Below are 13541 nucleotides of genomic sequence, written 5' to 3'. Positions count from 1 at the left end.
CCCTTGGCGCAACATAATACCTTGGCAACGGCTATTCGCTGTTCACGGCCTGTTCGCATTCGCGCACGTAATCCAGTTCGGCCTCCATCTGTTTCTTTGCCGCCATGCGCAGGGCGGTACGCACTCCCTCTTCAATGACGGGATGGTAGAACGGCATGTCCAGCATCTGTTGAACCGTCAATTCTTGCTGCAGCGACCAGGCCAGCAAGTGCGCGACGTGCTCCATGGCAGGCCCAGCCATTTCCGCCCCGAGGAAGCGGCCGCTTCCTCGGTCGGCATACACGCGCAGCAGGCCCTGGTTCTTGCGGATGATGCGCGCACGCCCCTGATTGGCGAAATCGACCTCGCCACACACCACGGCCTGCGGCGCCAATGCGTCGTACCGCTTGCCCACCCGCGCAAGCTGCGGATCGGTGAACACGATGGATAGCGGCGCGCGCCGCCGCGCTTTCACGATATCGGGGTATGCCGCTGCATTGTTGCCTGCAATATGCCCATCGTCGGCAGCCTCATGGAGAAGCGGCGAGGCGCCGTTGACGTCCCCCGCGATGAAGACAGGCAGACCACACAGCTGCAGCGTGGCTGCATCGTAGGCCGGCATGCCGCGCTCATCCAGCCGCGCCGTTGTTTTCTCTAGCCCCAGGCCAGCCACATTCGGCCGGCGGCCGGTCGCTGCCAGCACATAGTCGTACCGCTCCGTTTTCTCCTCGCCCTGGCTGTCGCGATACTGCACCTCGATCGCCTCATCGGCCAGCCGTGCGCCGGTAACTTGTGCCCCCAACTGCAGATCGAGTTCGCCAGCAAAGGCTGCGCGCGCATTGGCCAGCACCGCAGGATCCCGAAGTCCGCCCACGCCTTCGCTGCGATTGAGCAGCGTGACGCGCACACCCAGCCTGGCCAGGGCTTGGCCCAACTCCAATCCGATGATTCCTGTGCCCACGACCAGTACGCGCGCCGGCAGATCCGTCCACGCAAAAACATCGTCGTTGACAATTACGCGCTCTCCCAGCCCTTTGAAGGGATCGGGTATATTTGGAGCGGATCCGGTGGCAATGACAATGCGACCAGCGTGGACTTCCGTATGGCCGTCGACCTGAAGCACATTATCGGAAACAAAACAAGCATGACCGCTGAGCTTGTCATCTTCTGGCATGCCGTGCACGCTGTCGAGAACAAAGCCCACGAACCGGTCCCGCTCGCTCCGAACACGCGCCATGACCTGCACGCCATCCACGCGTAGCCGGCCATCGATATGTACACCGAAGCCGCCAGCCTGGCTTGCGGCATGAGCGGCATCCGCGGCGGCGATCAAAAGCTTGGAAGGCATGCATCCGACGCGCGCGCAGGTCGTGCCATAGGGGCCGCCTTCGATGAGCAACGCCCTGATGCCCGCCCTTTTCACTGCGCGATAGGCGGACAGGCCCGCCGTGCCGGCGCCGATGATGGCGACATCTGTCTCGAGCTGTTTCATGCCTGCTTCTCCCTTCCCCGATGGCGGGCAAAATGCCTGCCTGGACGCTAGTCGTCTGTCCACTCCTTGACGAACTGGTGATAATCGGGTCGCTCAGGCGCCTTCACCGGCGCTGCGGGCGTACCCACGGCGATATAGCCCATGAAACGGTAATCCAGGCTGTCGTAGCCCAGAATTTCCGACACCTCGTCCACGTAAGTACCCAGACCGGTGCTCCAGAAAGCGGCATAGCCCAGCATATGCGCGGCATTCAGGATGTTCGTGACCGCGGCGCCCGTGGCAAGCATGCGTTCGTGCTCCGGTATCTTGGCGTTGCTGTGATCCAGTCTGCACGCAACGGCAATCAGCAGCGGCACTTGGGAAAGCCAGCGCCGGTTGGCCGCCAATTTCTCGGGTGGCACCTGCACGCCCGCAGCCGCCATGGTCTCGAACACCTTTTCGCCCAGCTTCTCGATGGCGGATCCGCGTATCAGGGAGAAGCGCCAGGGCCTCAGTTGGCCGTGATCCGGTGCACACATGGCCGCCTGCAGGATGCGCGCCAGCTCAGGCCCCGAAGGCCCTGGTTCCTGAACAAACTTGACCGAGCGGCGAGACAACAGGAAATCAATAGCTTCAGCAGACATCTTCATCCTTTGTGCAGCAGGGCTTTCATGTCGCGCACGGCTTTTTCGATGCCATCGAAAACGGCCCGCGCCACAATTGCATGCCCGATGTTGAGTTCAGCGATACCCGGCAAGGCGACGATGGGCGCCACGTTGTCGTAATGCAGGCCGTGTCCTGCATTGACGCGCAGGCCGTGCCCTAGCCCCCGGGCAATGGCGGCACGCAAACGAACCAGCTCGGCATCGCGAGCGGCCTCATCCCGAGCATCGGCATAAGCCCCGGTATGCAGCTCGACAACCGTGGCACCCGCACTCGCTGCGGCGTCGACCTGGGCCTGTTCGGGATCGATGAAAAGAGAAACACGTATGCCGGCTCCGCGCAGTTGCGATACGGCCTGCTTGACCTGTTCGAATTTGCCCTGGACATCCAGGCCGCCTTCCGTAGTGAGTTCTTCCCGTTTTTCAGGTACCAGGCATACATCGTCGGGCCGGATGCGACAAGCTATATCCAGCATCTCCGGCGTGATTGCACATTCAAGGTTCATGCGTGTGCGCAATGCTTTTCGCATGGCTGCAACATCGGCGTCCTGAATATGCCGTCGATCTTCACGCAGGTGCAGCGTGATCAGATCCGCCCCCGCATCTTCGGCGCGCACGGCTGCCTCGACGGGATCCGGGTAAAGCGTATGGCGCTGCTCGCGCAAGGTGGCGACGTGGTCTATGTTGACGCCCAGTTCTATCATGCGTGACCTCGGGATAGGTTTCCTGTTCAGGGTTTCCCCTATTATCCCTTTTTATGCCATGCCGTGCGCGCGTCGAGGCGACACACGCCGCCCCGACGCGGATGCCGTTCCGCTAAGGCGGCGTTGGATTGCTGCCTTGCGCTTCGCCGCGTATTGCATCCACCGGTTCGACTTGCGGGTGAGCGGATGCCTCCAGCCAACCACCGCCCAGCGCCTTGTACAGTTCGACACGGTTCAGCAGAGAATCCATGCCGGTCTGCAGGAACTGCTGCTGCGTCGCATAGAGCGTGACTTGCGCATTCTGCACCTGTAGAAAACTGTCTATGCCTGTTTCGTACCGAAGCTCCGCCAGCCGGAGCGATTCCATGGATGATTTCTCGAGCGCACGCAGCGCATCCAGCTGCTCAGCATAGGTTGCTTCTCCGGCAAGGGCGTCAGCCACTTCCCGGAATGCGGTCTGAATGGTCTTCTCGTATTCGGCTACGGCAATATTCTTGCGCACCTTGGCCAGATCTAGGTTCGATTGCAGGCCGCCGCCGGCAAAAATAGGCGTCTGGAGCTGGGGAGAGAATTGCCAGTATCGTTGTGATCCACTGAACAATCCTCCAAGCTCCACGCTCGCGAAGCCAAGCAGGCCGGTAATGGAAATGTTCGGGAAAAAAGCCGCCCGGGCAGCGCCGATATTCGCATTGGCTGCGCGCAGAACATTTTCGGCGCCCATGATATCCGGACGACGTTCCAGCAGGTCGGACGGCAGTCCAACAGGTATGGCGGCAAGCACCTGATCATGGCTGAATGGTGCAGGTTCGGGCAGATTGGCGGGTGGCTGCGTTCCCAGCAGAAGACGCAGCGCATTCTGCGCCTGGGCCTTGCTGCGCCGTAGTGCCTGTTGATCCGAGCGTACGGTTTCAAGCTGGCCGCGCGCCTGATTCAAGTCCAGCGCCGACGCCACACCGCCGTCGTAGCGCGCCTGCACGAGCTGCATGGTTGCCTCGCGCGCGCGCAGCGTACTATCGCTCAAGGTCAGCAACTGCTCGGCCGTGCGCAGCCGGAAATAGGCTTCGGCCACTTGCGCCACCAGATTGATGTGCACAGTGCGGCGCGCCTGGGCCGTCGAGAGGTATTGTTCGAACGCGGCCTGGCTCAGGTTGCGTAGCCGGCCGAAGAAATCGATCTCGAAGGAGGTCATGCCTATGCCCGCGGTATAGGTGCGGGACACGCTTTGCGAATCGGCGCCGCCCATCCGAAGGTTTTCGGGATAGCGGGTGGCCTGCTCACTTGCGGCGGCGCCTATGGTCGGAAAAAGATCGCTGCGCGCTATGCCGTATTGCGCGCGCGCTTCCTCGACTCGCTGGACTGCAATACGCATGTCGCGGTTGTTGGCTAAGGCAAGCCGTATCATGGCCTGCAGGCGTGGATCGGTGAAAAACTCGCTCCAACCCAGATTGGCGCTATAGGCGATCTGGGGCGCCACGGCATGGGCGCTGCGCGGGCCGGTATTGGACACTGCATCGCTGTCGGGGTATTGGCCCGGGACCGGCGCTGCCGGACGGTGATAATCGGGTGCAAACGAGCAGCCCGCAAGTGCCAGCGCCAGCAGTGCGGGCGCCAGGGCACGCCGCGCAGCCATGGCCTTTGCGGGCGCTTTCAGGCTAGTTTGTCGGTCTGTCATTCTTTTTCCCCACTGTTGTGACCGGGCTTGGCTTGGGTGTCCGCATCTTTTGCTGCTGCGGCCCCTTCTGCGGCGTGGGATGCATCGTGTGCGGCCGGCGCCGGCATACCGTGATCGCCAAACACCTTGGGACGGGTCTTGAACAGCGTGAGCACCACAACGAAGAATACCGGCACAAACAGCACGGCCAGCGGCGTTGCTGCCAACATGCCACCCAACACGCCCAAGCCGACGGCATTCTGGCTGGCCGCACCGGCGCCTGTGGCGATAGCCAGCGGCACCACGCCAAGAATAAAGGCAAACGAGGTCATGAGAATGGGCCTGAAGCGCAGACGCGCCGCCTGCACCGTTGCGTCGAGAATGCTTCCTCCCTGCGCATAGAGATCCTTGGCAAACTCCACGATCAAGATGGCGTTCTTCGCCGCAAGACCGATGACCGTCACCATGCCGACCTGGAAGTACACGTCATTGGACATGCCCATGAGCGAGATCAAGGCAACAGCGCCCAGCATGCCCAAAGGCACTGCAAGCATGACCGAGAGCGGAATGGCCCAGCTTTCATACAATGCGGCCAGCACCATGAACACCACCAGGATGGACAGGCCCATGAGAATCAGCGACTGGCTGCCCGCCTGGATCTCCTGATAGGACAGGCCGGTCCACTCGTAGCCTATGCCGGCGGGTAGCTGTCCGACCAGCCGTTCCATCTCCTGCATGGCCTCGCCTGAGGAATAGCCCGGCGCCGCCGAGCCGCCTATGCGTATTGTTTCATAGCTGTTGTAGCGAACGACCTGCACCGGTCCTGTATCCCAATCCAGCGACACGAAGGAGGACAGGGGAACCATCTTGCCGTCATTGTTGCGTGCATTGAGCTTGAGGATGTCCTCGGGCGTCATGCGATCCTCGGCCTCGGCCTGAACCCATATGTTCTGCACCCAGCCCTGATTGGTGAAATTGCCCAGGTAGGCCGAACCCAGCGAAGAGGAAATGAGCTGGGCCGCTTCGGAAAAGTTTACGCCCAGCGCGGCAGCCTTGTTGCGATCGATGGTCAGCTTGAGCTGCTTGCCGCCAGCTAACCCAGTGATGCGTGTATCCGCCAGCACCGGACTCTTGGCGGCCAATTGCAGCAGTTGGCCCGCAGCGGCCTGCAGCGCATCGTGTCCCAGGCCACCCCGGTCTTCCAGGCGCAGATCGAAGCCGGAGGCATTGCCCAGCGAGGAGATGGCCGGCGGTACGACGGAAAACACCATGGCATCGGGAATGCCGAACAGCAGATTCCCGATAGCCTTGTTCGCCAGTGCCTGGGCCGAGTTCTCCTCGCCCTTTCGTTCGGAAAAATCCTTCAGCGGAACAAAGGCAATGGCGGCATTCAGGCCATTACCGTTGAAGCTGAAGCCTTGGACCGCCACGATGTCCTGGACCTGTGGCTGGTCCATGAAGAATTTTTCGACCTGCTTGATCACATCAACCGTGCGGTTGGCCGACGAACCCGCCGGCAGCTCGATATTGGCGATGATGTAGCCTTGGTCTTCCTCGGGCAGGAACGACGTGGGCAGCCGGAAATACAACACGCCCAGCACCACAACCAGCAACAGGTACACGAACATCAGGCGGCCGCCGCGGTGCAGGCTGCGGCCAACCCAGCCCTGATATTTGTTGGTGGTGCGTTCGAAACCCCGGTTGAACCAGCCGAAAAACCCTTTCTTCGTGGCATGATGGCCTTTCGGGATGGGCTTGAGCAGCGTGGCGCACAGCGCCGGCGTGAATGACAGCGCCAGGAAGCCGGAGAACATGATGGAAACCGCCATGGCCACCGCAAACTGCCGGTAGATGATGCCCACGGAACCCGACATGAAGGCCAGCGGCAGGAATACTGAAGTCAGTACCAGCGTAATGCCCACAATGGCGCCGCTTATCTGCGGCATGGCCTTGCGTGTGGCCTCCTTGGGCGGCAGGCCCTCCTCCACCATGATGCGCTCGACGTTCTCGACCACCACAATGGCATCGTCCACCAGAATCCCGATGGCCAGCACCATGGCAAACATGGTCAGCACATTGATGGAGAAGCCCAGCGCAAGCATGACGGCAAATGCCCCCATCATGGCCACCGGCACCACCAAAGCCGGAATCAGCGTATAGCGCACGTTCTGGAGGAACACGAACATGACCACGAACACAAGCACCATAGCCTCGAACAGCGTGTGAACCACCTGCTCGATCGATATCTCCACATAGGGCGACGTATCGTAGGGTATGGAATAGGTGATGTTGTCCGGGAAGAACTTGGACAACTCCTCCATCTTCGCCTTGATACCTTCTGCTGTCGACAGCGCATTGGCGCCGGGCGCGAGCGCAATGGCGAATGCCGCGGTGGGCTTGCCGTTGAGCCGGGCGCCAAATTGATAGTTGTCCGATCCGACCTCTATGCGCGCCACATCCTTGAGCTTGACCGCGGAGCCGTCGACATTGGCCCGCAGCACGATATTGCCGAACTCCTCCACCGTGGATAGCTGACCATTGACGACAATGGGTGCCGATACACGATTCGAATCCGGATTGGGCGGGGCGCCAAGGATACCGCCTGACACGAGCACGTTCTGGCTCGATATGGCATTGTTGACCTCAGAAGGGCTGAGGTTGTAGCCCCTGAGCTTGTCGGGATCTATCCAGATGCGCATTGCGCGCTGCGCCGCGAACAGCTGGAAGTTGCCGACACCCGGCACCCGCGATATGGGGTTCTGGATATTGCGCGTGATGTAGTCCGCGAGGGCAGTCTGGTCAAGCGTGCCGTCGGTGGACGATACGGCCACGACCAGCAGAAAGCCTGTATTCGCCTGCGTGACGCTCAAGCCCTGCTGCGTGACAGCCTGCGGCAACTTGGACGTGATGTTTGAAATACGATTCTGCACATCAACCTGGGCCAGATCGGGGTCTGTGCCGGGCGCGAAGGTCACGTCGATTTGCGCCATGCCGTATGAATCACTGACCGATTCGTAGTACAGCAGGCCCTTGGCGCCGTTGAGCTCGTTCTCGATCACCGATGCGACCGTGGTTGCGACGTCTTCCGCGGTGGCACCGGGATAGGTGGCCTGGATGCTGATCGTGGTGGGCGCGACTTCGGGGTATTGCGACACCGGCATGTTGGGGATGGCCAGCAAGCCCGCCAGCGTGATGCCCAAGGCAACGACCCAGGCAAAAATTGGACGATCAATAAAAAACTGTGGCATGTGTGCTCACTTCTTTATGCATGAAAGCCGCGGGCCTCTTGAGCCCGCGTGGCATGGCAGGGTCAGCCCTTTTTGTCCGCGTCGGCGGGCGCATCGCCCGCCGGCGCAGGCGACGCCTGCTTGCCGTTCTCGGGTTTCGCGCCTTGCTGCGCGTCCGGTTTGCCCGCTTCACCCGGTTTGCCCGGTGCGCCGGGTTTGCCCTGCTCATCTTTTTTACCCGGTTCCCAAGGTACGGCTTGCACGGCCGCTCCCGGACCTATCTTCTGGAAGCCTTCCACGATCACCTGGTCTCCCGGGTTGAGACCCTTGAAGATAATGGAACCCTCGGGAACGCGGGAGCCCACCTCCACAGCCACCGACGCCACCTTGCCTTCCTTGACCACCATCAATGTGTTCAGGCCGTCTGCGGTCCGCTGTATGGCTTGCTGAGGCACGATCAGCGCCTTTTCATCCACGCCTTGCAGCAGGCGCACACGCACATACATGCCAGGCAGCAGAATATGCTCAGGGTTGTCGAACTTTGCGCGCAAGGTAACCTGGCCGGTGGTGGGGTCGACGCTGACTCCCGAAAACAGAAGCTTGCCGTCGTGCTTGTAGACGCTGCCATCGTCCAGCACCACCTGAGCCAGCGCGGCCCCATCGTCCGACTGCGTCAGCTCGCCGTTGGCCTGCGCCTTGCGCAGCCGCATGAGCTGCGCGGTGGAACGCGTGACATCCACATAGACGGCATCCAGTTGCTGGACAACAGCCATTTCGGTTGCGGAAGACGCGCTGACCAGAGCGCCCTCGGTGACCAACGATTCGCCAATGCGGCCATCAATTGGCGAAGTGACCTTTGTGTATCCCAGATTGATTTCCGCAGCCTGAAGATTGGCCTTGGCCGCAGCCACCGCCGCCTCGCCCTGGTTTGCCGCTGCCAGCGCATTGTCATACTCCTGCCGGCTCACGGCATTGGCCTTGACCAGCTTGGCATAGCGCTCGGCCAGCAGCTTGGCGCTGCGCACGTCGGCCTGTGCCTGCTTCAACTGCGCCGCCGCCTGATCGCGCGCCGCAATATAAGGTGCAGGGTCGATGGTAAACAGCAGTTGGCCTTCCTTGACGTCGCTGCCCTGCTCGAAGTTGATTTCCTCGACAATGCCTGTCACACGGGCGCGGATCTGCGCATCCTTCACGGCGTCCACGCGGCCGGGAAGATCGATGAATACCTTGGTTGGCTTGGGCTGAACGGTGATGACGCTGACGGGGACTTTGGGAGCGCCTTGTTTCCCCTGTTCTTTATCGCCGCAACTGGCCAGCAGAAACAGTGAAGATAAAAATGTGAGAAAAATTACAGCGCGTACTTGCTGCCGCGACGGCAGACGAAGGTTCGGCATTATGGCTCCTGTACAGCACGGCCCCTTTCCGTGTCCAGGGCGGCGCTGCGTTGCTTCTGGTTGTTGGGCAAAGCGTGAGTATAAAGGGAAAACCCGTAATAGATCACATTCCAAGCCATTTCAACGTATTTCAAGCCATGTTGCGGCATACTGTTTGCTGAGAAATGACAGTCCCCTGCGTTGCGCAGGGCCGTGATATTGATGGAAGGAGGTATTATGTTCCAGTCCCGTATATCCCGCTGCCTGGCAGTGGCCGCACTTGCCGCCGGCTTGGCCGCTTGTGCGCACGACACCAGCATGCAAAGTTCAACCGCGGCCTCGACGGCGGCCTATACCGATGATGCGACCATCAACACAAATGTGCAGACGGCAATCATGGGCGTGCCTGGCGTTGATGCCGACAATCTCCAGGTAAGCACGCAGGACGGTGTCGTGAAGCTGCGCGGTCGCGTGGATGACCAGATGGCGGCGCAAAATGCTGTCCAGGCAGCGCGCCAGGTACAAGGCGTCAAGACGGTTGATTACGATATCGATATCGGCAACCAGTAAAAGCACGATGCCGCCAGCCGATACATCAATCGGCTCGCCCCGGCGACTGGCGCGCAAGCGGCTGGTTGCCGGTTAAACGCCTTTTTCGAGATCGGGGCTGGCCAGCGGATCGAAGTCGCGCCAAGTTCCGTTCTCCCAGCGCCCTTGCGCGCGCTCCACTTCCTGGCCACCGGCATCGCGCAATATGCGCGCAATACGTGTTGCGTCGGCCGCTTCTACATGAACAGCCAGCAGTACGCCCGAAGGCCGTCCCTCCGAAGCCTTGGCAATCTCACGCTCACGCAGGCTGCGGTCGGGCCGCTTGCGTCCTATCATGCGCATGGCACCCGCCAGCGAGCCGACATAGGCGCCCACCCCAGCGCCACCGATAATGCCTATGGTCGACGAGCCGAATGCATATCCCACGACGGCGCCCACACAGGCGCCAATGATGCCTATCAGCGCAGCGCCGCCCAGCGCGCCCACTGAGCCGCCTTCGGATGCCGGGTCGAACACCTGGTCGCCGCCCAGCGGATAGCGGTCATGACTGCCGGCCGGATTGACAAAGAAAGTATGAAGATCCCCCGCCGCGATCCCTCCATCCATAAGCTGGGCTGCGGCTGCCTGGGCCGTATCGAAGGTATCGAAGCGAGCAGCTATGATGAGAGCCATTCCCCTCTCCTTTTCCGCACATCGTGACGATAGCGCAGCAAGCAACGTGCCCGCGTGCCAAGCAGCGTATCAGCGGGATGTGGCGCTTCGCGCCTCAAGCGACAGGTATCCCAGGCCCGCCACGAATAGCGGCAGGAGGTAATACAGTGCCCGAAAGATGAGCACGCCCGCAAGCGCTGCGCTTTGGTCCATGCCGTCGGCTGCCAGCCAGGCCACGGCAATGGCTTCGAGCACGCCTACGCCGCCTGGCACACGAATGATCAGCCCTGCCACGGCACTCAACAATACTGTCGCCAGAACCAGCCCATAGGATGACTGCGTGCTCAACACGACATACAGCACGGCACCCATCAGCGCCCAATTCAGCATGGCCACGGTGACCTGAATCAGGGCGAGCCACCACGGCGGCAGCGCCACCTGGTGACCGGCCAGCGTCCAACTCCGATGTCGAGAAAATATGCACAGCAATAGATAGGCCGCTCCGGCTGCCAGCATTATGGCTCCCGCCGCGTGCAGCGCTCCCGCGCTCAGCCCCCATTCCGACAACGGCTGCAGGTCGCCAAATGTGAATACCGTTCCGGCAATGAGCACATAGCCAGTCCAGTTGGTAATCACCGACATGCCGAATACATGACCCGCATCGGCCGCACTTACACCTTGTCGCGTGTAGAGACGCAGGCGCAGCCCCAGCCCGCCCACCAAAGAGCCCAGGCCCAACGTGAAGGCGTAACAGATGGCGGCGGTCAGCATGGTACGCCACACGGCCAGCCCATGGCGTGTCATCCACCGACCAATCAGATCGAAACAGGCATAAGCGGCATAGCCGGCCAGCGTCAGCGACGCGCCCAGGCACAATCGCCAGACAGACACCGATCCCATGGCCGAGAACACCTCGTCCCACTTCACCTGTATCGCAGCCACAACAACCAGAACGGCAACCAGGCCGAGGAAAAGCAGTCCCACCGTCCGCTGGATGCCAGACCAGTGCGCCTTCAGCCACGATGCGCCGCGGCTGGACATGACGCGGTCCACGATGCCGGACACGGAGGAGGCGGAGGAAGATCGGGAACGCTCAGTATCCACGGCTTTCCCCGACGTGCCGACCATCGCCTTCATCGGCGGCGCCGCACGCACCGCTTCCGGCATCCTGCACGCCGTCGCGCCCACCTTCGTCCGATGCCGCGCCAACCTGGCGAGCCGGCTCCAAGCCGCGGATCGACGCATGCGACATGCGCTCCGTACCGTCCTCGCCCACCGGGTCCGCGTGCGGCAATTCAGAAAGCGGCGCCATGGATTGCAATTGCGGCTTGCGCGCGGGCAGCCAGCCCGCCCAGGCGGGAAAACGCCGCAAAAAATGAAAGACGAACACACCCAGCATCACGCGCTGTATTTTGCGGCGCGGTTGCGTATCCCGCCGCATTCGCTGGCAGTGATTCGCGATCAGCCAGTCCAGGCGCTCCTCCAGCACCTGGCTGAAGGCCGTGTCCTGAATCATCACATTGGCCTCCAGGTTCAACGCCAGGCTGAGAGGATCAAGATTACTTGATCCGACCGTGGACCACGCGCCGTCCACCACGGCCACCTTGCCGTGCAAGGGACGTTCGCAATACTCGTAGATCTCGACGCCGGCGGACAGCAGATAGTCGTACAGCATGGTGGCCACGAAGCGTGCCGCGGGCATGTCAGGTTCGCCCTGCAGGATGAGCCGTACATGCACGCCTCGGCGAGCCGCGCCACGCAATTCCCGCAACAAGCGGTATCCTGGGAAAAAATAGGCGTTGGCTATGGTGATGCGTGACTTGGCCGCCCGCATGCCAAGCCTGTAATGCACTTCTATGTCATCTTTGTGGCGGTCATTGTCGCGGACCACCAGCGCTGCGGCCGTGCCGCCAGGCGCCGCCCTGTTGCGCTCACGCCGCCGCAGGCGTCCCCAGCGCAGGCGCGGCGGATTCACCGGCGCCAGCACCTGCGCCATGAAGCGCACGATTTCGTCAACCAGCGGCCCACGTATGGACACGGCATAATCCTGTTTCGCCGTGGGGCCGAAGTCGGCCAGATGGTCCGCGCTGAAATTGATGCCACCCACGAAGGCCAACGTGTTATCGACGATGACGATCTTGCGGTGCAGGCGGCGAAACAGATTGGTGCGCATACCCAGGCGCCGCGGGCGCGGATCGAATATGTGGAAACCCACGCCCTCGGATGTCATCGCCTCGATGAAGGCTGCCGGCAGGTCGGCAGTGCCGTAGCCATCGACAACAATATCCACACGGACGCCGCGCCGCGCTGCCGCGATGACTTCCCGCTGCAGCGCCTGGCCCACCTTGTCATCGAAGATAATAAAGGTCTCAAGCACCACGGATTGCCGTGCCTGGCCAATCGCCTCGAACACGGCGGGGAAAAAGGCTTCACCGTTCTCCAGCAATGTGATCGTGTTGCCTGTTGTCCATTTGGCGCTCATAGTGCAAGCTCCACGGCCAGCGGTGCATGATCGGAAAGGTGGGACCATGGCCTGGCTGACAGCGCCACGGCATCGTAATGGCGCACATTCCTGACATAAATGCGATCCAGGCGCAGCAGAGGAACGCGTGCGGGAAAAGTGCGTGCGACCTTACCCCGGCAAACGCGGAATACCTCATGCAGGCCGCAGTGCCGCACCAGGCTATGCTGGGCCACCTGGCGCCAGTCATTGAAGTCGCCGGCGATGATCAGGGGTGCGTCCTGCGGTACGCGCTCGTCGATATGGCAGCATAGCGCACTGACCTGCTGGCGGCGGTGCCGCTCACGCAAGCCCATGTGCACACAGATAAGATGGACGGGATTGTCATGGCCCGGAGGCTGCACAACACAGTGCAGCATGCCGCGCTTTTCGTGGGTACCAACCGAGATGTCGATATTTTCGTAATGGGCAATGGGAAATTTCGACAGCACCGCATTGCCGTGATGGCCATGCGGATACACCGCATTGCGGCCATAGGCGAACTGGGGCCAGATCGAATCCGCCAGAAATTCGTACTGGCTGGTGGCGGGCCACCGGGCAAGTTTTTCAGCGTGGCGATGATGCGCGCCAAGGACCTCCTGCAAGAAAACAATGTCCGCCTCCGTGGCGCGGATGGCATCCCGCAGTTCATGCAGGATGAAACGCCGGTTGAAGGTCGTGAAGCCCTTGTGCGTATTAACGGTAAGTATCTTGAGTCGGAGCGGTGTTTCCTCTGCGGCCATGAATTCGGATTGCGTCATATTGTGGTTGTCC

11 protein-coding genes are annotated in these 13541 nt (G+C 61.4%); 1 reads left to right on the top strand and 10 read right to left on the bottom strand.

Translation table 11 applies throughout. The annotated features are described in order from the left end of the window. Positions 1-31: 31 nt before the first annotated feature. The 6 genes from ERD78_RS07250 to ERD78_RS07225 all read right to left on the bottom strand — a co-directional run bounded on the left by ERD78_RS07250 (position 32) and on the right by ERD78_RS07225 (position 9088). Complete coding sequence (locus tag ERD78_RS07250) at positions 32-1471, bottom strand: dihydrolipoyl dehydrogenase (protein WP_129968614.1); 1440 nt, start codon at positions 1469-1471, stop codon at positions 32-34. Between the two features lie 47 nt (positions 1472-1518). Further along, positions 1519-2094, bottom strand: a complete 576-nt coding sequence (locus tag ERD78_RS07245) for a nitroreductase family protein (RefSeq protein WP_129968613.1) — start codon at positions 2092-2094, stop codon at positions 1519-1521. 2 nt (positions 2095-2096) lie between these two features. Then, entirely contained in the window at positions 2097-2816 is a 720-nt protein-coding gene (locus ERD78_RS07240; RefSeq protein ID WP_129968612.1) for a pyridoxine 5'-phosphate synthase, read from the bottom strand. 112 nt (positions 2817-2928) lie between these two features. Then, complete coding sequence (locus ERD78_RS07235; protein ID WP_371734569.1) at positions 2929-4488, bottom strand: efflux transporter outer membrane subunit; 1560 nt, start codon at positions 4486-4488, stop codon at positions 2929-2931. Beyond that, entirely contained in the window at positions 4485-7715 is a 3231-nt protein-coding gene (locus tag ERD78_RS07230; RefSeq protein ID WP_129968611.1) for an efflux RND transporter permease subunit, read from the bottom strand. Before ERD78_RS07230 ends, ERD78_RS07235 begins: the two co-directional genes overlap by 4 nt. 62 nt (positions 7716-7777) lie before the next feature. After that, complete coding sequence (locus ERD78_RS07225) at positions 7778-9088, bottom strand: efflux RND transporter periplasmic adaptor subunit (RefSeq protein WP_129968610.1); 1311 nt, start codon at positions 9086-9088, stop codon at positions 7778-7780. Between the two features lie 216 nt (positions 9089-9304). On the opposite strand from ERD78_RS07225, the gene ERD78_RS07220 reads away from it, so the two are divergent. Further along, entirely contained in the window at positions 9305-9637 is a 333-nt protein-coding gene (locus ERD78_RS07220) for a BON domain-containing protein (protein ID WP_167668875.1), read from the top strand. A 72-nt stretch (positions 9638-9709) separates the two neighbouring features. On the opposite strand, the gene ERD78_RS07215 is transcribed toward ERD78_RS07220, so the two are convergent. The 4 genes from ERD78_RS07215 to ERD78_RS07200 all read right to left on the bottom strand — a co-directional run bounded on the left by ERD78_RS07215 (position 9710) and on the right by ERD78_RS07200 (position 13528). Then, complete coding sequence (locus tag ERD78_RS07215) at positions 9710-10288, bottom strand: hypothetical protein (RefSeq protein WP_129968608.1); 579 nt, start codon at positions 10286-10288, stop codon at positions 9710-9712. 69 nt (positions 10289-10357) lie between these two features. Next, complete coding sequence (locus tag ERD78_RS07210) at positions 10358-11371, bottom strand: putative bifunctional lysylphosphatidylglycerol flippase/synthetase (protein WP_167668874.1); 1014 nt, start codon at positions 11369-11371, stop codon at positions 10358-10360. Then, positions 11361-12749, bottom strand: coding sequence for a cardiolipin synthase ClsB (gene clsB, locus ERD78_RS07205; protein ID WP_129968606.1), 1389 nt, complete (start codon positions 12747-12749; stop codon positions 11361-11363). Before clsB ends, ERD78_RS07210 begins: the two co-directional genes overlap by 11 nt. After that, on the bottom strand, positions 12746-13528 hold the full coding sequence (locus ERD78_RS07200; protein ID WP_129968605.1) for an endonuclease/exonuclease/phosphatase family protein: 783 nt from the start codon (positions 13526-13528) through the stop codon (positions 12746-12748). The genes clsB and ERD78_RS07200 overlap by 4 nt, the downstream gene beginning before the upstream one ends. Between the last annotated feature and the right edge of the window lie 13 nt (positions 13529-13541).

The organism is Allopusillimonas soli (assembly GCF_004153445.1).
Lineage (GTDB): Bacteria > Pseudomonadota > Gammaproteobacteria > Burkholderiales > Burkholderiaceae_B > Allopusillimonas > Allopusillimonas soli.
Note: the sequence above shows the minus strand (reverse complement) of the source record. Positions and strands in the feature narration are given on the sequence as shown.

Excerpts from the sequence above, each read along its gene's own strand:
- ERD78_RS07240 (WP_129968612.1), bottom strand. The coding sequence starts at position 2,816 with ATGATAGAACTGGGCGTCAACATAGACCACGTCGCCACCTTGCGCGAG.
- ERD78_RS07235 (WP_371734569.1), bottom strand. The coding sequence starts at position 4,488 with ATGACAGACCGACAAACTAGCCTGAAAGCGCCCGCAAAGGCCATGGCT.
- ERD78_RS07200 (WP_129968605.1), bottom strand. The coding sequence starts at position 13,528 with ATGACGCAATCCGAATTCATGGCCGCAGAGGAAACACCGCTCCGACTC.
- ERD78_RS07220 (WP_167668875.1), top strand. The coding sequence starts at position 9,305 with ATGTTCCAGTCCCGTATATCCCGCTGCCTGGCAGTGGCCGCACTTGCC.
- ERD78_RS07215 (WP_129968608.1), bottom strand. The coding sequence starts at position 10,288 with ATGGCTCTCATCATAGCTGCTCGCTTCGATACCTTCGATACGGCCCAG.
- ERD78_RS07250 (WP_129968614.1), bottom strand. The coding sequence starts at position 1,471 with ATGAAACAGCTCGAGACAGATGTCGCCATCATCGGCGCCGGCACGGCG.
- ERD78_RS07225 (WP_129968610.1), bottom strand. The coding sequence starts at position 9,088 with ATGCCGAACCTTCGTCTGCCGTCGCGGCAGCAAGTACGCGCTGTAATT.
- clsB (WP_129968606.1), bottom strand. The coding sequence starts at position 12,749 with ATGAGCGCCAAATGGACAACAGGCAACACGATCACATTGCTGGAGAAC.
- ERD78_RS07230 (WP_129968611.1), bottom strand. The coding sequence starts at position 7,715 with ATGCCACAGTTTTTTATTGATCGTCCAATTTTTGCCTGGGTCGTTGCC.
- ERD78_RS07245 (WP_129968613.1), bottom strand. The coding sequence starts at position 2,094 with ATGTCTGCTGAAGCTATTGATTTCCTGTTGTCTCGCCGCTCGGTCAAG.